19 protein-coding genes and 5 pseudogenes are annotated in these 18,308 nt (G+C 67.0%); 9 read left to right on the forward strand and 15 right to left on the reverse strand.

The genetic code is table 11. The features are described from left to right. The 4 genes and pseudogenes from U9977_RS14210 to U9977_RS14225 form a co-directional block, all read right to left on the reverse strand. Nucleotides 1-207: pseudogene (locus U9977_RS14210) on the reverse strand (hypothetical protein); the annotation flags it as partial. Nucleotides 208-248: 41 nt separating this feature from the next. Continuing rightward, a complete protein-coding gene (locus tag U9977_RS14215; RefSeq protein ID WP_322749726.1) occupies nucleotides 249-1,085 on the reverse strand; it encodes an ABC transporter permease subunit in 837 nt (278 codons plus the stop codon). After that, nucleotides 1,085-2,011: an ABC transporter ATP-binding protein gene (locus U9977_RS14220; RefSeq protein ID WP_322749727.1), complete on the reverse strand. Its 927-nt coding sequence runs from the start codon at nucleotides 2,009-2,011 to the stop codon at nucleotides 1,085-1,087. Before U9977_RS14220 ends, U9977_RS14215 begins: the two co-directional genes overlap by 1 nt. Nucleotides 2,012-2,473: 462 nt before the next feature. Then, a pseudogene (locus U9977_RS14225) lies at nucleotides 2,474-2,626 on the reverse strand (IS3 family transposase); the annotation flags it as partial. 37 nt (nucleotides 2,627-2,663) lie between these two features. Here U9977_RS14225 and U9977_RS14230 point away from each other — a divergent pair. Continuing rightward, complete coding sequence (locus U9977_RS14230; protein ID WP_322749728.1) at nucleotides 2,664-3,209, forward strand: site-specific integrase; 546 nt, start codon at nucleotides 2,664-2,666, stop codon at nucleotides 3,207-3,209. A gap of 180 nt (nucleotides 3,210-3,389) precedes the next feature. Here the strand turns inward: U9977_RS14230 and U9977_RS14235 are convergent, their stop codons facing one another. Both U9977_RS14235 and U9977_RS14240 read right to left on the reverse strand, forming a co-directional pair. Further along, nucleotides 3,390-4,187 (reverse strand): MIP/aquaporin family protein, encoded by a 798-nt coding sequence (locus U9977_RS14235; protein WP_322749729.1) that lies wholly within the window; start codon nucleotides 4,185-4,187, stop codon nucleotides 3,390-3,392. A 7-nt stretch (nucleotides 4,188-4,194) separates the two neighbouring features. After that, nucleotides 4,195-4,731 (reverse strand): ArsI/CadI family heavy metal resistance metalloenzyme, encoded by a 537-nt coding sequence (locus U9977_RS14240; RefSeq protein WP_322749730.1) that lies wholly within the window; start codon nucleotides 4,729-4,731, stop codon nucleotides 4,195-4,197. 101 nt (nucleotides 4,732-4,832) lie between these two features. Between U9977_RS14240 and U9977_RS14245 the strand changes: the two genes are divergently transcribed. The 3 genes from U9977_RS14245 to U9977_RS14255 all read left to right on the forward strand — a co-directional run bounded on the left by U9977_RS14245 (nucleotide 4,833) and on the right by U9977_RS14255 (nucleotide 7,995). Beyond that, nucleotides 4,833-5,252 carry an arsenate reductase ArsC gene (locus U9977_RS14245; RefSeq protein WP_322749731.1) on the forward strand — a complete coding sequence of 140 codons (420 nt, stop codon included), beginning with the start codon at nucleotides 4,833-4,835 and terminating at the stop codon, nucleotides 5,250-5,252. Nucleotides 5,253-5,450: 198 nt separating this feature from the next. Beyond that, nucleotides 5,451-5,714: a hypothetical protein gene (locus tag U9977_RS14250; protein ID WP_322749732.1), complete on the forward strand. Its 264-nt coding sequence runs from the start codon at nucleotides 5,451-5,453 to the stop codon at nucleotides 5,712-5,714. Between the two features lie 205 nt (nucleotides 5,715-5,919). Continuing rightward, nucleotides 5,920-7,995 (forward strand): TerD family protein, encoded by a 2,076-nt coding sequence (locus tag U9977_RS14255; protein WP_322749733.1) that lies wholly within the window; start codon nucleotides 5,920-5,922, stop codon nucleotides 7,993-7,995. Between the two features lie 78 nt (nucleotides 7,996-8,073). Here the strand turns inward: U9977_RS14255 and U9977_RS14260 are convergent, their stop codons facing one another. Then, entirely contained in the window at nucleotides 8,074-8,658 is a 585-nt protein-coding gene (locus tag U9977_RS14260; RefSeq protein ID WP_322749734.1) for an IS66 family transposase, read from the reverse strand. Further along, a pseudogene (locus tag U9977_RS14265) lies at nucleotides 8,637-8,822 on the reverse strand (helix-turn-helix domain-containing protein); the annotation flags it as partial. The gene U9977_RS14260 and the pseudogene U9977_RS14265, both read right to left, overlap by 22 nt. Between U9977_RS14265 and U9977_RS14270 the strand changes: the two are divergent. Together U9977_RS14270 and U9977_RS14275 are read left to right on the forward strand one after the other, a co-directional pair. Further along, nucleotides 8,814-9,227, forward strand: a pseudogene (locus tag U9977_RS14270) (amidohydrolase family protein); the annotation flags it as partial. The pseudogenes U9977_RS14265 and U9977_RS14270 overlap by 9 nt on opposite strands. Nucleotides 9,228-9,388: 161 nt before the next feature. Next, nucleotides 9,389-10,396, forward strand: coding sequence for an alpha/beta hydrolase (locus U9977_RS14275; RefSeq protein ID WP_322749735.1), 1,008 nt, complete (start codon nucleotides 9,389-9,391; stop codon nucleotides 10,394-10,396). A gap of 190 nt (nucleotides 10,397-10,586) precedes the next feature. On the opposite strand, the gene U9977_RS14280 is transcribed toward U9977_RS14275, so the two are convergent. From U9977_RS14280 to U9977_RS14295, 4 genes are all read right to left on the reverse strand, one after another. After that, complete coding sequence (locus U9977_RS14280) at nucleotides 10,587-10,802, reverse strand: type II toxin-antitoxin system HicA family toxin (RefSeq protein WP_322749736.1); 216 nt, start codon at nucleotides 10,800-10,802, stop codon at nucleotides 10,587-10,589. Then, complete coding sequence (locus U9977_RS14285; RefSeq protein WP_322749737.1) at nucleotides 10,795-11,013, reverse strand: type II toxin-antitoxin system HicB family antitoxin; 219 nt, start codon at nucleotides 11,011-11,013, stop codon at nucleotides 10,795-10,797. The genes U9977_RS14280 and U9977_RS14285 overlap by 8 nt, the downstream gene beginning before the upstream one ends. A gap of 69 nt (nucleotides 11,014-11,082) precedes the next feature. Then, entirely contained in the window at nucleotides 11,083-12,432 is a 1,350-nt protein-coding gene (locus U9977_RS14290) for a DUF2867 domain-containing protein (protein WP_416210611.1), read from the reverse strand. Nucleotides 12,433-12,583: 151 nt separating this feature from the next. Continuing rightward, the gene (locus tag U9977_RS14295; protein ID WP_322749739.1) at nucleotides 12,584-13,699 is read right to left on the reverse strand and encodes a lipase family protein; all 1,116 of its coding nucleotides are present in this window, start codon (nucleotides 13,697-13,699) and stop codon (nucleotides 12,584-12,586) included. Between the two features lie 759 nt (nucleotides 13,700-14,458). On the opposite strand from U9977_RS14295, the gene U9977_RS14300 reads away from it, so the two are divergent. Genes U9977_RS14300 through U9977_RS14310 form a run of 3 tightly spaced genes read left to right on the forward strand, consistent with a single transcriptional unit; the run spans nucleotide 14,459 to nucleotide 15,637 of the window. Continuing rightward, nucleotides 14,459-14,824, forward strand: a complete 366-nt coding sequence (locus U9977_RS14300) for a hypothetical protein (RefSeq protein WP_322749740.1) — start codon at nucleotides 14,459-14,461, stop codon at nucleotides 14,822-14,824. After that, a complete protein-coding gene (locus U9977_RS14305) occupies nucleotides 14,821-15,462 on the forward strand; it encodes a hypothetical protein (protein ID WP_322749741.1) in 642 nt (213 codons plus the stop codon). Before U9977_RS14300 ends, U9977_RS14305 begins: the two co-directional genes overlap by 4 nt. Nucleotides 15,463-15,502: 40 nt before the next feature. Then, nucleotides 15,503-15,637 (forward strand): hypothetical protein, encoded by a 135-nt coding sequence (locus U9977_RS14310; RefSeq protein ID WP_322749742.1) that lies wholly within the window; start codon nucleotides 15,503-15,505, stop codon nucleotides 15,635-15,637. Here U9977_RS14310 and U9977_RS14315 read toward each other — a convergent pair. The 3 genes and pseudogenes from U9977_RS14315 to U9977_RS14325 all read right to left on the reverse strand — a co-directional run. Then, complete coding sequence (locus tag U9977_RS14315; protein WP_322749743.1) at nucleotides 15,634-16,752, reverse strand: glycerophosphodiester phosphodiesterase; 1,119 nt, start codon at nucleotides 16,750-16,752, stop codon at nucleotides 15,634-15,636. The two genes, U9977_RS14310 and U9977_RS14315, sit on opposite strands and share 4 nt — an antisense overlap. Nucleotides 16,753-17,272: 520 nt before the next feature. Further along, nucleotides 17,273-17,446 (reverse strand): annotated as a pseudogene (locus U9977_RS14320) (Hsp70 family protein); the annotation flags it as partial. A 438-nt stretch (nucleotides 17,447-17,884) separates the two neighbouring features. After that, nucleotides 17,885-18,308, reverse strand: a 424-nt coding sequence (locus U9977_RS14325) for a MarR family transcriptional regulator (RefSeq protein ID WP_322749744.1), incomplete at its 5' end; no start/stop codon positions are given.

The following is an 18,308-nucleotide window of genomic DNA, read 5'->3' on the forward strand; positions in this document are numbered from 1 at the left end:
GAAGACCGCGACGGGCCATCTATTGCGCGCCAGCAGGGGTGCGGCCAGCACGGCCAGCACGGCCAGCACCTTCCCGCGCTGAAGGTGATCGTGGCCGTACGCCGTCGGTACCGCCGTAGCCGCGGCCAGCAGGGTGACCCCTATGTCGACTACCCAGCGGGCCGCGTAGCGGCCTGCTGGGTAGTCGGCTGCCCTGAGCATTCTCATGCTGGGCGCATCTTCCCTTCTTGGTCAGTGGTTCCACTGGGTCAGGCGTCGGTGCGTCGTAGCCGCCAGGCGGCCGCGGCGATGAGCACGACGGCGTAGCCGCACAGCAACGCGAACCCGGTCCACGGTGACAGTGCGTTGTGCAGGCCGTGGGTGCCGCCGTAAAGGACCCCACCGGCGTTGGAGGGCAAGTAGGGGTTGAGGTAGTCGGCGATCGAGGCGGGCAGCAGCCCAGCCAGGATCGGCAACACGAAGAACACGCCCGCGAAGGTGGAGATACCGGCCGCGGTGTTGCGGAACAGCGCGCCCAGCGCGAGAGCGATCAGACCGGCCACGGTCATGTACAGGGCGCCGCCGACGACTGACCGCAGGGCGCCGGGAGCGCTGAGGGACACGTCGAGGTGGTGGCTGTGCAGCAGCGCCTGGCCGAGGAAGAAGGACAGGAAGCTGGCCACCAGCGAGACCGAGAGGATCACACCCGCGAAGACCGTCAGCTTGCCCCACAGGACCGGAAGACGACGCGGAACGACGGTGAGCGAAGAACGGATCATGCCCGTGCCGTACTCACCGCTTGTCATCAGCACGCCCAACACCCCGAACGCGATCACCGCGAAGGTCACCCCGGTCAGGCTGGTGCCGACAGGGTCGAAGTTGGCCTGCTCGGCGGCGTTGAAGGTGTGGTATTGGCTGGCGGTCACCGCGGCGAACAACGCACCGATCCCGATCATCAAGGCGACGGCGGTCAGCGGGGTGTAGACGGTGGACCGCAGGGAGCGGAACTTCACGAACTCCGACCGCAGCACCCGGGCCTGGGTCACCTTCAACGTCGACGCCGGGGTGGTAGATGTCGGGACGGCGGGGGTGAGAACGGCGTTCATCAGGCTGCCACCTCTTCGGTCACGTTGTGGGAACGGAAGTCGACGGAGTCGCCGGTGAGCTGCATGAAGGCCTCTTCCAGCGAAGCCTGTCGGTTGGTCAGTTCCAAGATGGGCAGGTGGGCCTGCCAGGCGGCGGTACCGATCTGCTCCGCGGTCAGGCCCTGCACGTCCAGGACGTCGGCGTGCTCGCTGGTCACGGTGATGTCCGGGCCAAGTAGCAGCTCACGCAGCTGAGCCGCCTGCGGGGTGCGCACCGTGACGCGGTTGCCCCCGGCGCGGGCCACGAACTCCTCGACCGTGGTATCGGCGATCAGCCGCCCGCGGCCGACCACGACCAGCCGAGTCGCGGTCAGCGCCATCTCACTCATCAGGTGCGAGGACACGAAGACGGTGCGTCCTTCGGCGGCCAGGCCCTTGAGCAGATTCCGGACCCACAGCACCCCCTCCGGGTCCAGCCCGTTGACCGGCTCGTCGAGGACCACGACGCCGGGATCGCCCAGCAGCGCCGAGGCGATGCCCAGCCGCTGGCCCATCCCCAGCGAGAACCCACCGACCCTCTTGCTGGCCACCTCCCGTAGGCCGACCATGTCGATCACCTCGTCGACCCGCCGCCGGCTGACCCCGTTGGTCATCGCCAGTGCCAGCAGGTGGTTGCGGGCCGAGCGGCCGGTGTGCACGGCCTTGGCTTCCAGCAGGATCCCCAGCTCGGCCATCGGCGCCGACGCCGTCCGGTAATCGCGGCTGTTCACCCGTACCCGGCCGGTCGTGGGCTCGTCCAGGCCGGCGATCATCCGCATCGTGGTCGACTTCCCGGCCCCGTTCGGGCCCAGAAAACCGGTCACGATCCCCGGCTGTACAACGAAATTCAGGCCGTCGACGGCCAGTTTCTCCCCGTATCGCTTGCTGACGTTTTCTATCTCGATCATCGTGCTGGCCTCCCTCGGTTCCGCCGGTCACTCCGACGTGACCAACAGTAGGAGCCGCTGAGCCGAGGCGACGTCTCCCGATCGGCCAAAACCCCAGCTCGCCGGGTATGCCGCACGGCCTACCCCGACCCGTCTGATGGCGTACAGCACCATCACACCGAGACCGTGCCGCCAGCGTATTGTTGGCGCCACGATAGGTGATCATCCCGCCGGCAGGAGATTTCCCCACGGCGGGACCGGTCGCATCCGGCGGACACGTGGTCCCACGGCGGGCGACACCGACCAGCGCGGATTCCTGCTCGCGGTCCGTACGCCTCTGCGGTGGCCACGCATTTATCCCTTGGACATCGCGAAAATCAAGGTCGCGCTACCTGTTCGACGGCCGCGGCATGAAGGTGGTCTTCTTCCGACGGTTCGTCGCCGCGCTCCGCACTGGAGGGTTCCCACTTTCGTGGACTGTCCTTATCGTGCTGCGCGATCACTTTTTTTGTCAAATTCCTCCTCGAACTCGACGGGGGTGAGATAGCCGATCGTGGAATGGATCAGCAACCGATTGCAGTACACTTCGATATACTCGAAGACCCCGATTCTGAGGCGTTCGACGGTGACGACGGGTGGCGGTCTCTCGGGCCACTTATCCGCAGAGCGGAGTGTGTGGACCGGGGAGCAGATCGGCCAGTTCCTCGACTACTGCGAGTCCGAGAACGACCCGCTGACCGCGGCGTTCCACGTGGCCGCCTGCCTGGGTTTGCGCCGCGGGGAGCTCTGCGGTTTGCGCTGGGAGCACATCGACTTGGATGCCGCGGCCGTGACGATCCCGTCGAAGCAGGGGGCGACGATCATCGCCGTCGGAGGGAAGGCGCGTCTGTCGAAGCCGAAGACCAGGCGGTCGGCCCGGACAGGTGTCCTCGACTCCGACGCGGTGGAGGCACTGCGCCGCTGGCATTGCCGGCAGGCTGCGCAGAAGCTCGCGATGGGTGCCGGTTGGATGGACTCCGGGTTGGTGTTCACGCAGGCGGACGGGTCAGCCTGGCATCCGGACACCGTGTCGAGCCGTTTTGAGACGCTGTCCCGGCACGCGAAGCTTCCGAAGACCCCTATCAAGAATCTTCGGCACAGTAGTGCCACGCTCGGTCTGGAGTCCGGGGAAACCTTGAAAACGGCACCGGGTGGCATGAAATCGGTAAGGGACATATGACGGTGTCGCGCACAGCGCGACACCGTCCAGGATTGCCGTCCCCACGCCCGTGGGGGTGATCCGCATGTTTCGTAGTCGTAGTCGTAGTCGTAGTCGTAGGCCAGCCGGCGGGGCGTGGCCTGCACCTGGCGGCGGGTCGCGGGGTCCATGGCCGGTAATCCGCTGGCCGGGTCGCTGTTGTCAGTCATGGGACGCACTTCTCGAGGCCGATCGGGTGGACGGTACGGTGCCGTCAGGTGGGGCGGTGCCGTTGGCGCTGCCGGGGTGGGCGACGACGACGTCGGCCGCGGCGGCGGGCGTGAGCTGCGGGTAGAACAGGTGGATCAGTCCGATCCCGATGAGGCCACCGACAATCTGGGCGGCGATGAAGCCGGGAGCCGACGCCGGCGCGATCCCGGCGAAGGAGTTGGAGAACATCCGGCCGACGGTGATCGCAGGGTTGGCGAACGATGTGGACGAGGTGAACCAGTACGCCGCGCCGATGTAGGCACCGACCGCGGCCGGCGCCCGCTCGGAGCGGCCGGAGCGGGCCAGGGAGAAGATGACCAGCAGCAGGCCGGCGGTGGCCACGATCTCGGACAGCAGATGCGGCCCGGACGCCCGATGGTGAGTGGCGATCGACACGGCCGCCCGGTCGAACATCAGGTTCGCCAGCACGGCCCCGGCGGTGCAGCCGGCGACCTGGGCGGGTAGGTAGGCGGCCACGTCTCGCCACGACAACCCGCCGAACACGGCGTCGACGGCGGAGACGACGGGGTTGAAGTGCGCGCCGGACACCGGTCCGACCATCAGGATGATCGCGAACAGGCCGGCGGCGGTGACCGCCGCGTTTTCCGCCAGCTCCAAGCCGGTCTGGTTCGGGCTGAGCTGCTGCGCGGCGATCCCGGAGCCGATGACGAGGGCGGCCAGCAGCATGCTGCCGACCGCCTCCGCCGCGAGTCGCCGCGCGAGCGCTGGCTGCCGCTGTTTTCCCGACATCACGTGGTCAGACGCTCAAGCCGGACGCGAACCCGATGGTCAGAACCTCACCCGCGTCGGTGCTCTGCGGGCCGCAGACCGGTCCGCAGTCGCACGCCGACCCCGGCCCTCCCGCAGCGGCGTCTCCCGCAGCGGCGTCGGGCAGGGTTCCCGCTCGGCCTTCCTCGGCGTCGGCCAGGACGGTGTACACCTCCCACGGCGCTCCGTCCGGGTCGTCGACCCACACCTTGTCCTGGACCGCATAGCAGCAGGTCGTGCCCTGTTCGGTCGCCGTGGCCATGCCCAGGGCGGCGAGTCGGCCGGTCGCCGCGGTCACCTCGTCGGGGGTTTCCACCTCGACCCCGAGGTGGTTGAGCGCCCCGGCGACCCCGCTGCCCCGGGCGTCCGGGTTCTCGATCAGCACCAGCTTCAGCGGCGGGACATCTACCGCGAAGTTCGCATACCCCGGCCGGCGCTTCGCCGGAGCGACCCCGAACAGCTTCGTGTAGAAGTCCACCGCGGCGTCCACGTCGGAAACGTTCAACGCCAACTGAACTCTCGCCATCACAGACCTCCAGACATCGACAAGCATCTATAGCACCTGTTCGGGGCCGAGGATGCGCCAAGGCATAGACCGCTGTCAATAGCTGAGGCATGCTGGATGCCATGACCACCAGCCCTGTTGCTTGCGTGCTGTTCGTCTGTGTCCATAACGCCGGCCGCTCCCAGATGGCCGCCGGCTTCCTGCGCCACCTCGCCGGTGACCGGGTCGAGGTCCGCTCCGCCGGCTCGCTGCCCGCCGAAGAAGTCAACCCCGCCGCCGTCGCCGCCATGGCCGAGGTAGGCATCGACATCACCGACCAGAAGCCGAAGGTGCTGACTACGGCCACGGTGCAGGCATCCGACTATGTGATCAGCATGGGCTGCGGGGACGCCTGTCCGATCTTCCCCGGTAAGGCATACCTCGATTGGGATCTCGACGACCCGGCCGGCCAAGGCGTCGACGCGGTCCGCCCGATCCGCGACCAGATCGAGATCCTCATCAAGGAGCTCCTCGCGCGCATCGACGAGGCCAGTCGGCGCTGAGCTTTCCGCTCGCCTGTCTTGAGATCAGCTGAGTTCAGGGTGGTCACCGGCCAGCCGACGGGGAACGGGAACTGTTCAACCCGGCGAGGGTGCCCACCACGCGCTATACCGATACCGGGGCACAGCCATTCCCTCCCCATGGGCTGCCACGACATGAGGTAAACGACCCGAGTAGACGCGGGGCTTGTGGACCGCCCGGTGCCTGGTGACGGGCACGCCGGGTACGGGGAGCGGGCCGGGGAGCGGGCCGGGGAAACGGAGCAGCGGCAACGCTGCCACCGCGCCCCGGTCCGACTCCACGTGGAGACGCTGCGCCGGCACGCCACAGGGCCCCAGGCGAGCGAGTTCAGCGGCGAGGACATGCGTGGCTGGTATCTGCCGCACGACGTGCTTGGCGTCGAGGGCGAGCAGGTCCTCCCTGACCACTTCACGCTCCACCGAACCGTCGCTACGACCGTTTGAACCCGCCCTCCGGACAGTCCCGTCAGCGTCTCACGCAGCAGTATTTTGTCTGCTTTATGAAGATCTGAGCGGGTTGCGTGCCCGGCTGGAACGGCCGATTTTTATGTTGCATCGCTTCTTATTGTTTTTGTTTTCCCACCGATGCTCGATTGTAGATCAAGCGGTGGATTTTTTTTATTAAAGTTTCTGGCTGTATGGTTCGGGCATGTGCGCTGCGACGGTTGCGGCCATGCGCAAGGGGGGAAACGTAACCCTCAGCGCCCTGGCTGACGAGCTTGGTTCGGTCTCGGTCATTCTTGAATGGGCTGCTGAGAAGGGGCATCGGCTTGACGCGGATATGAGCGTGCTGCTGCTTGGGGATGACGGGAAGGTCCGGTCGAACGACGACTTCGTCTTCTACAACCAGCCGTCCGGGGCAGGCGGGGCGGTCAGGCTTCGCGGCAAGACCTCCGCTGCCGGGGAGCGGCACACGGCCTTCACCGACGTCGTTGAGGTCGACATGGATGACGTCCCGGACAGCGTCGAGCGGGTGCTCTTCGCCGCCAGTTTGGACGGCGGTGAAGGTGATGGCTTTGGCCGGCTGGAGTACCTGCGGCTGCGGCTACTGCGGGGGGCTGACGCAGTGGAGCTGCTGCGGTACGACGTCACGGGTGCATCTACCGAGACCGCGTTCATGCTCGGGGAGGTCTACCGCCGTTCCGGGCAGTGGAAGTTCCGCGCGGTCGGCCAGGGATACGACACAGGCCTGGCGACCCTCGTCACCGAATACGGTGTCGAGGTCGACTCCGACGAGGAAGACAGCCCCGCACCCGGGCGAACCGAGCAGGTGGCGCCCGTAGGCGCGGATCCTGCGGACAGTGGCGGCACCACTGCCGGGGTAGATGCTCCCAGCGCTGCAGGTCCGCCAGATGTGTCCCGTCCGCCGGCCAACAGGAGGGAGCGGCGAACCCAGACGGTCACCACGAAGAAAAGCAGGTCGGCGCGGCGGCTGCCGGCGTCGAAGGCGAGAAGGCCCGATGCCGGGGAGGTAGAGCAGCGGTGGCAACCGGCGAGGCTGTTCCCCGTTGCGGGTATCGGTGGTGCGGCGGAGCAGGAACGGCGCGCGACGTCGGCGTTGCTGGCCGTCGTGGGTTCGGTGCGCGAGTTCGGTCGTGCTTTGACCACCCGCTTCGGGGCGCCGGCCGGCCAGGTCGAGACGTTCATCGAGGTGCCGTTCAACCGGGGCGACGACCCCTACGTGCCGGACGGCCTGATCAGAGTGGCCCGGGGGCAGCGATCGTGGACCGCGCTGGTCGAGGTGAAGACGGGCACTGGTGAACTCCGCTCGGGGCAGGTCGAGGCGTACCTCGACATTGCCCGGGAACAGCGGTTCGACGCCGTGCTCACCATCTCCAATCTGATCACGACGGCAGACGAACGCCATCCTGTCGCGATCGACGGGCGGAAAACGAAGAAAGTCGGCGTCTACCATCTTTCGTGGGCGGAGATACGATTCCGCTGCCAGCTCCTGATCGAGACTAGCTCGGTGGCGGACGCCACCCAGGAGTATATCCTCGGCGAGTTTCTCCGGTACCTCGATCACGGGCGTTCCGGGGCGGAGACGTTCGACGACCTGGGACCTCACTGGGTGGCGGTGAGGGACAGCGTGTCGGCGGGCACGCTGCGACCCACGGACAAAGGACTGCCTTCCGTCGCCGAACGCTTCGACCAGTTTGCCCACTGTCTGTGCTTACACCTGGGTGGGCTGCTGGGTATCGAGGTCATCTCCCAGGTGAACCGCCGTGTGGACGCGACGCAGCGGCGGCAGATGTTGGCCGAGGAGCTGTGCGGGAACGGCACCCTATCTGCGATGCTGCGGATCCCCGGGGCGGTCGGTCCAGTGACCGTCACCGCGGATCTGCGTGCGGGCCGGGTCGTGTGCTCGGTAAGCATTGACGCACCTCGCCAGGGACGCCCGCTCACCCGGGTGAAGTGGATGGTGAGGCAGCTCGGGGATGCGAACGGAAATCTGCGGGTCGAATCGTTCGACCAGGGATCGCGGGAAGCAGCCCGAGCCGAGCTTCTCGCCTTGGTGCGCCAGAAGCCGGACATCCTGGTCACCGATCCGGGATGTGAGATCAGGGCCTTTCGTATTTCCTTGAGCGCTCCCCTCGGGACGAAACGCAGTATCGGGAAGGGCACGTTCGTCACCTCGGTGGTGGACACGCTGGAGAAGTTCTACGAAGAAGTGGTGCAGAACCTGCGTGAATGGCGTGACTCCGGCGAGGCCACTTCGACGTAAGTGTTCGGTGATGCCGTGGAGGGCACGCGGAGAGCCCGGCCGGTGTGTGCCGGTCGGGTGCGCGTCGATGATGCGGGATTAAGGCGCGGGTCCGTCGTGGGCGTGACGGTCGGGCGGGTCGGTGTCGGCGGGGCTGCCGCCGGCGTCCTCGGGGGCGGGCAGCCAGACGAAGAACTGTTCCAGCGCCTTGCCGGCGGGAGCCTTTCCGCCGGCTGCGGCGCAGGCGTTCAGGTAGTCGGTCAGGTAGGCCAGGGGTTCGCGGCCGTTGCGTTCGGCGGTCGCGGTGATCGTCCAGACCCGGGCGGCCAGGTGCGCGGCCCATTCCGCCTGCGCGCCGTAGTAGTTCTTCCGGCCGACCACCGGGTTCCCCAACGCCCGCTCAGCCGGGTTGTTATCGAGCGCGACGTCGGGGAAGTCGCGGTGGCGGACCAGACCGTCCCATTCCCGGTCGAGGGTGGCCAGGACCTTCTTCGCCGCCGGGTGCAGGCTGTGATGGAACTTACCGCCGTCACGGAGGGCATGGGCACGCTCGTCCGCGAGGCCGCGGCCGACTGGGACGGCACCGAGCCGATCCGGCTCCTCGCCTGATCCGACGCTCAACGTCGTGAAGCTCTCGGGCGGGGATGGTGCGTTGTCGACCCCTACCGGTGTACGCGTTGCCATTCCGATGGGGCAGGTGCGCCGGGTGAGGTGGCCAACGGTGCCGGCGTGGCGGCGACCCGTTGTCGATAGGACGACGGCGTCTCCCCGCAGTACTGGGCGAAGGCGCGGGCGAAGGCGCTGCCGCTGTCGAAACCGACGGCCGTGGAGACCTCCAGGACCGACTGCCGAGCGAGGTGTTCCGCGAGCACTCGCTGGCCTGCTACGTCACCGACCCCACGTCGCTCAAGCTCCGTCACGAGATCGGGATCGACATCATCGCCTGGGAGTGCGACTATCCGCACTCTGACTCGATCTGGCCCGACGCTCCGGAGTTCGTCCTCGCTGAGTTGGTCAACGCCGGCGCCGACGACGAGGACATCGACAAGATCATGTGGCGGAACGCCTGCCGATTCTTCGGCTGGGACCCGTTCGTGACGGTGCCGCGGGAGCGGGCAACCGTGGGCGCCCTGCGGGCGTCGGCGGCCGATGTCGACACGTCCATCCGCTCCCGGAAGGAATGGGCGCGGCTCTACGCCGAGCGGCAGGCCGACAGCCGGCCGGCGCCGGGGCAACCGGCACCAGCGATATAGGGCCTGCCGGTCGACGTGCTCGCGTTTCCCATGTTTCCCATGCGCTCCACCCGCCGGCTGGCGGTCGATACCCGGCGGTCGGCGCCTTTTCACCTGGATCGCCCGTGGAGAGGATGCTTCTCGTTGTCGTACAGCAGCGTTTTTGATGATCGGGAGAATCTATGACCATCGGGGTACCGCCATCGACATCCCAGGGTTTGCGCGTCGGCTCGCCGCCGCCGTTCGACGCCGAGCTGGCGGCGGCGCTGGAGGCCCTCGGGGCTTACCTGCCGTCGTCGGTGACGCCGGAGATGATTCCGGGGTTTCGCGAGGCCATGGGCGGGATGGTCATGGCGGACGAGGAGCTGGCGCGTGGTGGCGCGTTCGACGTCCAGGACGTGGCGGTGCCCGGTCCGCCCGGAGCGCCCGACGTGTCGCTGCTGGTGTGCCGACCCGCGGCGGCCAGCGCGCCGTACGCGGCGTTGTACTACATGCACGGTGGTGGAATGATCATCGGCAACAATCGGCTGGGTGTCCCGGAGACGCTGGACTGGGCGCAGGAGCTGGGCCTGGTCGTGATCTCCGTGGAGTACCGTCTTGCTCCCGAGCATCCCCATCCGGCGCCGGTGGAGGACTGTTACGCCGGGCTGCTGTGGACGGCCGCTCACGCCGCCGAGCTGGGCGTCGACCCGGCTCGGATCGTGATCGCGGGTAGCAGCGCGGGCGGTGGGCTGGCCGCGGCGTTGGCGCTGCTCACTCGGGACCGTGGCGGCCCGACTCTGGCCGGGCAGATGTTGCTGTGCCCGATGCTCGATGACCGTAACGACACGCCCTCCGCCCGGCAGATGGCGGGGCGGGGCGTGTGGGATCACACCGCCAACGCGACGGGCTGGTCGGCGCTGCTGGGCGCCGATCGCGGCGGCCCCGACGTCTCCCCGTACGCGGCGCCGGCGCGGGCCGATGACCTTTCGGGGCTGCCGCCGGCGTTCGTCGACGTCGGTTCGGCGGAGACCTTCCGGGACGAGGACGTCGCCTACGCGACGCGTATCTGGCAGGCCGGTGGTGTCGCCGAGCTGCATGTATGGCCTGGCGGTTTCCACGGGTTCGACATGCTGGCGCCGCACGCCGCGGTCTCGCAGGCCGCGAAGGCGGCGAAGCTGCTGTGGCTGCGCCGGCTGCTTGCCGGCTGAACCGGCCGCGGGCAGGCTGAACCGGCCGCTTACGCCGTATAGATCAGACGGCGTAAGCGGCCATCAGGCCCGGTCGGGTGCGTAGGGGTGGCCGGGTGGGTACCAGGTCTCCGCGATGACGGTGATGTCGCCGACGGCGACGCGGCGGCGGTCTTCGTCGGCGCAGGCCTGGGTCGAGTGCCGCGGCGTGCTACGGCAGGAAGTCGGTGATGCTCAAGCCGGACTGGCCGACGATGGACCGGAAGGTTCCGATGCGCATGTTCTTGCGTCCCATGGGGACAATCACGGTCCGGCCGGGCGGCCCGTCGTGCCGGTATTTCCGGTGAGAGCCCTTCTGTCCAGCAAGGCGGAAGCCGTGCTTTTCGAGGATTTTGCAGATTTCCTCAGAGGATGGCGTGTTAGGCACTTTGCAGCGTCAGCTTCGCCACCTTCGCCTGGTAGACGGGATGTGTCTCGATGGCGTCGCCGTCCTCGAAGAACAGTTCCAGGGCCTCCTGGACGTTGGCGAGGGCGTCATCCTCGGTGTCGCCATCGCTTGCCACGTTGACTTCAAGACACTGCGCGACAAAGCCGTCGTCCTCGTGGTAGACGACTACTGTGAGCTGTCGCTCTGCCATCGTTCGATGTGCTCCCATCGTCTTGTTCTCGATTACCGAGCGCAATTTTAGCAGAACGGAAGGTGTTTATCAATTGACGCGATGGTGTTGGTGTTCCGCCGCACCTGTGATGGTGCGGGCCATCCCACCGAAGACAAGGTTCTGGAAGGGCGCGACAGCCTTCCAGTAAAGGTGGCCGGCCAGTCCGTGCGGTTCGAAGACCGCCCGTTGCCGGTAGAGCGAGCCGCCGGGGGTGGGGGTGGCGGACATCTCGAGCCAGGCACGGCCGGGCACCGCCATCTCTGCGCGCAGTCGCAGCAGGTGGGGCCGTTGGATGTGTTCCACGCGCCACCGGCCGTGCGTACCGGCGACAGCCTCGATGGCCTGCCACAGCGCCCCCGTATCGGCCCGGGTGCCGCGTTCACGGACGTCCTCGTACACCGTCCCGCCCGACCAGCTCGGGTCGGTGGGTAGTGGGTCCGAGGGTGCGCGCGGCGTCGAGGTGCCCGACCAGCGGGTGGGCACCGCGGCCTCGCGAGTCCTGGCCAGTGCCAGGTCGACGGCCCGCTCGTAGCCCGTCAGCCCGTCGGGCGGGTCCGGGATCTCGTCGGTGATGTCGCGGTCGCGGCAGACCACCTCGTGGATGACGGACTCGATGAGCGGGACGGCGATGCTGCGCGGCACCGGGGTGACCAGGTTGACCCACTGCGCGGACAGCCACGGGGTGAGCAGCGGTACCGGGAGCACCAGGCGCCGCGGCAGGCCTGCGATCTCGGCGTAGCGGTGCATCATGTCCAGGTAGGTGAGGACGTCGGGACCGCCGATGTCGAAACCCCGGTTCACCGTGCCGGGGAGGAGCTCGGCGGCGTGGGCGAGGTAGTGCAGCACGTCGCGTACCGCGATCGGCTGTACGTGGTTGTGCACCCATCGCGGGGTGACCATCACCGGGAGTCGTTCGCTGAGGTAGCGCAACATCTCGAAACTGGCCGATCCAGAGCCGATGATGATCGCTGCCTGCAGGACGACCGTGGGCACACCCGAGTCGAGCAGGATCCGTCCGACCTCCGCCCGGGAGGCCAGATGCGGGGACAGCCGCTGGCCGGTGGGGCTGATGCCGCCCAGATAGACGATCCGTCGCACCCCGGCCGTGCGGGCACAGGTGGCCACGGTGTGGGCGGCGGCGCGGTCCAGCGTGACGAAGTCGCGCTGGTGCAGGGAGTGCACCAGATAGTAGACGACGTCCTGTCCAGCGAGGGCCGTGGCGACGCCGTCGGCGTCGGTGACGTCCGCGGCCACCACGTCGACCTGGTCGCGCCAGGGCACGTCGGCCAGCGTGCCCGGACTGCGGGCCACCGCCCGTACGGCATGCCCCCGGCCCACCAGCTCCGGTACCAGCCGGCCGCCGATGTAGCCGGTCGCTCCCAACACCGCGCATCGCACACCCTGATGCTTCCCCCGCGAGGGCCGGCGGATGTCGCCCAGCGGTGGGTCGGCGCGGGCGGCGGCGGCCGCCGCCTGCCGATCCCTTCATCCCAGGAGCCCGGATACGAACGGGGACGGGTTGGCGTCACCTCAGTGGGCACCTCAGACGTCACCTCAGCATGAAGAGCTGCCTCAGGCGTGCCTGAATGAGCGGTAGGCCGACGGTGGATACATCGTAGTGGCCCGCCCCCTCAAGGACGGCCAGATTGATGTCGTTGCCGTTGGCCACCATCTTGTTGACGGTGTTGTAGGTGACAGAGCTCGGGCTGGTGATGTCATCGGTGCCGTACAGCCAGAGGACCGGGCCCGGCAGCGTTGAGTTCTCGAGCCGCCCCTGGTTCTGGTCGAAAAACCGGGTGTTCTCTGGAAGCGAGTTGGCTGTCTCGCCGTGGATCCCTGGATAAGAGTCCAGGCGATGGGAGGGAGCGGCGTTCAGGTAGTTCTGGATATCATGCCGGACGAGGGCGTTCAGGTCCGCCAGGCATGTCTGCCAGTTCTGCTGGTAGAACCTCAACATATTGGGACCGTAGATCTGGGCCGGGTCGACGTGGTAGCCTGCATAACGTTGGGTCTTCGTGAAGTAAATGGTTTCCGCGTTGGCAAAGACCAGCTGGTCGATCTGACGGCCCGTCGGCTCATATCCAAATTGAGAGGCATCGACAATATCACGCCACAGGACCCTGTTCATGGCGCGAATATCCGGAACCGGGGCGATGGCGATGGCGCCGCGATACTCCAGGTCGGGATCAGCTTTCTTGGCCACGTTGGAATAATAAGCGGCGGCAAGCGATGCGAAGCCCCCTTCCGACCACCCGGCCGACACCCATTGCCCGGACAGTTTGCTACCAAGATCTCGTTGCGCGGCGACAGCAGCGAAGATCATCGAATTCCCCGCGCTGGAAAGGTGATAATAGCCGTGGCCGGCCCTGACGCCGTCGGCCACGGGACCCAGTCCTTCGTAGTCCGGAGCGACGACGGCAACGCCCATCTTCAAGACGGCTGCCAGTAGGGTGTCGTTCGGCCCGTCAACCCATGTGTTGTGTTCCTGGAGCTGGACGCTCGGCGCACACTCCGGTGCCCGTCCGACGGTTCCGTGACCCCAGACGACAAGGGGCCAGCCGTGTGGCGGTGGTGACCCGGTGGGAACAAAAAGCATGGCCGTCGCATTGATCTGTTTTCCCTGGATGCCCGGCATGTGGTAGGCGAGCAATGTGCCCGTAGCCACACTGGATATTACCGGGGGCACGTTTCGCAGGGATGTGGGAGTACCGACGACGTCTCCGTCGCCTGTTGTACCCCCGGAGCCGCCGGCGCCCGCCGCGGGCGCGACAAGCCCACCGGTGAGGAACGCAACCAGCAGCAATACGACCGCGGATCTGCGCTGCCGCTGTAGGAACGCCATCCGGAGAAATCCCCGTCGGCCCGACGTCTTCGGGCGGCAGGCGCGGGTGGACGGCCTGTGCGGCGGAGTGCTTTCAGCTGTCTCGATCACGTCTAAAACCCACCTTCGTCCCGCTCTGCGGTCACCAGTCAATAGCGATCGATGTCGGTAGGCCTGCGTTCCCTGATAAGGATAGGAAATGCAGTCTGCTTCCGCATGCTGAGAGGCAACTTTCCGTAGCTGTTCATCCACACATGAGTGTGTTCGCGGAGCGCGACGATGCCGGCGGGTGGGGTCGCCCGCTCATGATTGACCCGGCCGGGACCGCGTCGACCCATGACGCGGCGGTGTGGTTCGAGGATCGCGGGTACGCGGGGCCCGAGCACGCACCTCGCCACATCGCTCCCCATCCATCGCTTCGCGATGCACGCACCCCAGCCCCGCTCCTTGATCCACGTCACTATTGTCGGGCGCTCTAAAAAGCATGATCGCGCGATCGTCGGCCACGGATGGTTTCCCGATATTGCTTCTTGGTAGCGTGCTGGTTAGCCTTCAGGCGTCTGGGGTGGTAACGGTGTGCGTGCCCATGGAAGGGGCAACGAAGTGACGGCGAGTGTCTTCGGATGCGATCCCGAGGTCGCCCGGCAGGTGTCCGGTGAGCTGGCAGACATTCGCGCTGCGCTCTCCTCGCTCGGTGCCGCTTTCGACGGTCTGCATGGTCAGACGGGGTCGGGCGAGGTGGAGACGGCCCTGCATCATTTCGTCAGCCAGTCGTCTGACCGGCGTGAGTCGCTGGACAAGTTGCTGGAGCGGGCGTCCGGCCTGCTGCGTGGCCTGGCAGACGGGGTATCCGCGGCGGATTCCGGCCTCGCCGGAGTGTTGCCGCCGGCGGCACCCACGGTTTTGGTCGCTGCGTCTCCTGACGCCGGCGTGACCGCGTCGCCGGTGGCGGCGGGCGGTGCGGTGTGAGCGGCACCGGCACCGGTGCCCCGACCTGGTTCACCCTTCGGGTGCCCCGCTCCTGGTTTGAGTTCGACGTGTGGCGCGCCAGCCGTACCGGTGACCTCGCGCGTCTGGTCGACGAGCGGATCGCGCAGTTCCCGCAACTGCGGCCACATCGTGCGGCGCTGCTCAAGCTGCTGCGGGAGGTCGCTGAACGCGCGGAGCGGCAGGGGGCTGTGTATTGCGCGGCCACAGCCGAACTGGTGGACGGTTCCGACGGTCTGGTGGCCAGTGTGATGGTGTTCCACACCGACGGCATGGCGACCGGCGCGGACAACACGGCCGAGGCGATCGCGGGTCAGATCATCGCGGTGGCACCGACGGTTCGGAGCTCTGCGTGGCGTACCGTGACGGTCGTCGAGATGCCAGCCGGCCGGGCTGTGCGTACGCGTGGGGTTGAGCGGTCGGAGCCGGACGGGGTGCCGATCGACGGCGTCATCATGCAGACGCTCATTCCCGTGCCGGCCGGTCGCGGTGTACTCAATGTTGTTCTGAGCAGTCCGCATGTCGACATCGCCGAGGAGTTATTCGAGCTGTTCGATGCCATCAGTGACACGTTGGCGTGGTCGCGGGACCGTCCGGAGCAGTTGTCCACGGCACGTTGAGGTCGCACGGTCATTTCGTCAAAACGCCGGCGTGCTGAACATGGTGGCGAGGTTGGTCGCCGCCACCATGTTCAGCACGTTCCCGCAACGCGGGGAGCTCATCCCCGCTGGAATTACGCCGTGCTGTGCCAGCCAGGACGCCAGCCAGGACGCCAGCCAGGACCTGGCCGGCTAGGACTTGAAAGCCTCATTCCGGGCGATGACGCCGATGTCGGCCTGGTCGGTGAACAGCCCGTCGATGCCGGCCTTCAGATATGTCACCTGCTCGTCGATCCCCCGACCGAAGTCGCTGAGGTTCGCGCCGCGCCGGTAGTCCACCGGCAGGAAGTTGTTCTCCGCCCGGAAGGTGTACGGGTGCAGTACCAGCCCCGCGGCGTGCGCGTCGGGGACGAGCGAGGTCGGCGTGCCCAGCGTTCCGTCCGCGGCCCGTGGGATGATCTGCGTCTTGTCCGGTCCGATTCCGTTCGCGTAGCTTGCGATCTGTCGCAGGCCGGCCGGCGTGGACAGGTCCGCGTAGGTCCGCGGGTCGCCGGCGTCGATCAGATCGAACGGAGCGCCGCTAGCGCTGAGTAGCTGCACCGAGGGAGCGCGCAGGCCGAGCGTACGCAGCTGGCGCAGGCTCCCCGTCTCGAAGGACTGCACGAACACCGGGGCGCCGCGGTGGTTCAGGCCGTATCGGTTCAGGAGGTCCAGGAGGCGCTGCTCGAGGGGAAGACCGGCTTTCTGGAAGTACGTCGGGTGCTTGGTCTCGGGGTAGACGCCGAGCTCGCGGCCGAGTTCCCGGGACAGGCGCTGGCGTAGCTCGAGCAGCTCGACGAAGGTCGGGACCTCGAACCGGCCGTCGTACATCGTGTTCTCCTGCCGGAAGGCCGGCAGCCGCTCCTTGGCGCGCAGGGTCTTCAGCTCAGCCAGTGTGAAGTCCTCGGTGAACCAGCCGGTGACCGGCGTGCCGTCCAGCACCTTGGTCACCTTGCGGGCGGCGAACTCCGGGTGGTCGGCGACGTCGGTGGTGCCGCCGATCTCCGGCTCGTGCCGGCAGACCAGGACGCCGTCCTTGGTGGGCACGAGGTCGGGTTCCATGAAGTCGGCGCCTATCCGCGCGGCCAGCTCGTACGAGGCGAGGGTGTGTTCAGGGCGGTAGCCCGACGCGCCGCGGTGCCCGATCACCAGCGTCCGATGGCGCTCGTGGCCCCCGAATTCGGCGGCTGACGCCGATGATGTGCCGGTCACCCCGGTAGCGGCGACCAGGGGGGCTGCTGCGATGCCCGCAATCACGGTACGACGGTCCACGAGTCCTCCAGCGCAACGGCGGCGACCCTCGCCGACGGCGCGCTTGTGCAGCAAACCGATGGGAGAAAACGATGGAATGGACCGCATCTTATCCATCGCTGTCGATCAGCTATCGAGTTGGTGAATCCGCTGACCCTGGCAGTTTTTGATCTTTCCTCAAGATCGTCTGTGTCCACATTTCTGTCGTCACGGGTTGAAAACTCGGTGGCTGCCTGATATTTGTCGGTTGCCATGGTCAGTATTGACCATTATGGCTGTGGTGAGGTGTGGGATAGCCTCGGGTTACGTCCCGACAATCGGGAACCCGGGCTCCGCGGTTCACGGCCACACAGCGAAGATCGCATAGTTTCAGCTGTGGTGGGTGGATTCTTGTTCATGTTCTCCCGATAGCACTCCAGTCAGACTTTTGTGATCAGTCGAGCTGGTGGTCCTGCCGTCGGCAACGGCTGGTCTTGGTTGTTGTCCTGGTGGCGTCGTCGCCTGGAGCATCGGTCACGTGGTCAGGCTGATTTCACCACGGGGAGAGCGGGTTGACGTCGAGCAACAAGGGGTTTTTGACCGCGAGGTTCGTGAAATCGGACTGCAGCGAGGTGCCGATCGCGACGGCCTCATCCGGGTTGAGGCCCTTGTTCGGTTCCTCACCGCCGGCGAGTTCGCGCACCAGGTCGACCACGGCCGGGGTCGTCCGGGAGCCCTCGGCATTGGCGATTACTGTGGGCTCGCCTCCCTCGGCGGTTGCGGTCGGCCCGTTGCGGGCGGGAGCGCCGTCAGGCGGTAGCCGGCCGAGCACGAGTGGATGGTTGACATACATTTTCTGCCCGAAAACTGGCACCTCCTGATGTCTTCCTTCCACTCGTCGCACCGAAGGGAATGCGGATCAAGGAGTGGGGTTGCGGTGGATGCGTTGCGAGGCGCGAGGAGGCCCGGGTAGCGGTGCTCTACGCGGCCCACTCCACTCCTTGATCTACACCCTATTGCCGGGCGCTCCTATCCCCGCTGGGCTTGCGCGGCGCGTGGTAACAGGCGCGGTCACGGCAATGAGCCGGCTGCGGGCGGTGCTGCCCAAGCCCAAGTCGGTCAACCCCACCGCCCGGCGGGATGTCGAGCAGACCGTTCCGGTCAATTTTTCCGATCAGGTATCCGAGTCCTTCGCGAGCTGGTCCGTGGCAGATTGCCCGGCTTCGGTGCAGCGTCGCAGGAAGTCGACGACGAGGTCGATCTCGTCGTCGCTGTAGTTCTCAAGGATCCTGTCCAGCGAGCGGTTCATACCGTCGTACAGCCGGAAGATGTCGCGCTGCTTGTCGGGCACACCGCGTATGAGCACGGCACGCCGGTCGCTCTCGACCCGGTCGCGCACGATCCAACCGCCCCTCTCGAGGCGGTCGAGAATGCCGGTCATCGTGGCGAGGTGCACACCGACGCGCCGTGCAAGAGCGCTCGGGCTGATCGGGCCGTGGCGCGTGATGACGTCGAGACAGTCGAAGTCAACATCTTTGATCTCTATCCGCGAGCCCACCCGGTGATTGAGCACTGCCAGTTCGATCCGCAGCTCGCGC

This window comes from Protofrankia sp. Cas8 (genome assembly GCF_963555845.1).
Classification (GTDB): Bacteria; Actinomycetota; Actinomycetes; order Frankiales; family Frankiaceae; genus Protofrankia.

Coding starts and splice junctions, on each gene's coding strand:
- U9977_RS14245 (WP_322749731.1), top strand. CDS start 4,833: ATGACCACCAGCCCTGTTGCTTGCGTGCTGTTCGTCTGTGTCCATAAC.
- U9977_RS14285 (WP_322749737.1), bottom strand. CDS start 11,013: ATGGCAGAGCGACAGCTCACAGTAGTCGTCTACCACGAGGACGACGGC.
- U9977_RS14260 (WP_322749734.1), bottom strand. CDS start 8,658: ATGGCAACGCGTACACCGGTAGGGGTCGACAACGCACCATCCCCGCCC.
- U9977_RS14235 (WP_322749729.1), bottom strand. CDS start 4,187: ATGTCGGGAAAACAGCGGCAGCCAGCGCTCGCGCGGCGACTCGCGGCG.
- U9977_RS14255 (WP_322749733.1), top strand. CDS start 5,920: ATGTGCGCTGCGACGGTTGCGGCCATGCGCAAGGGGGGAAACGTAACC.
- U9977_RS14275 (WP_322749735.1), top strand. CDS start 9,389: ATGACCATCGGGGTACCGCCATCGACATCCCAGGGTTTGCGCGTCGGC.
- U9977_RS14240 (WP_322749730.1), bottom strand. CDS start 4,731: ATGGCGAGAGTTCAGTTGGCGTTGAACGTTTCCGACGTGGACGCCGCG.
- U9977_RS14215 (WP_322749726.1), bottom strand. CDS start 1,085: ATGAACGCCGTTCTCACCCCCGCCGTCCCGACATCTACCACCCCGGCG.
- U9977_RS14310 (WP_322749742.1), top strand. CDS start 15,503: ATGGTGGCGAGGTTGGTCGCCGCCACCATGTTCAGCACGTTCCCGCAA.
- U9977_RS14220 (WP_322749727.1), bottom strand. CDS start 2,011: ATGATCGAGATAGAAAACGTCAGCAAGCGATACGGGGAGAAACTGGCC.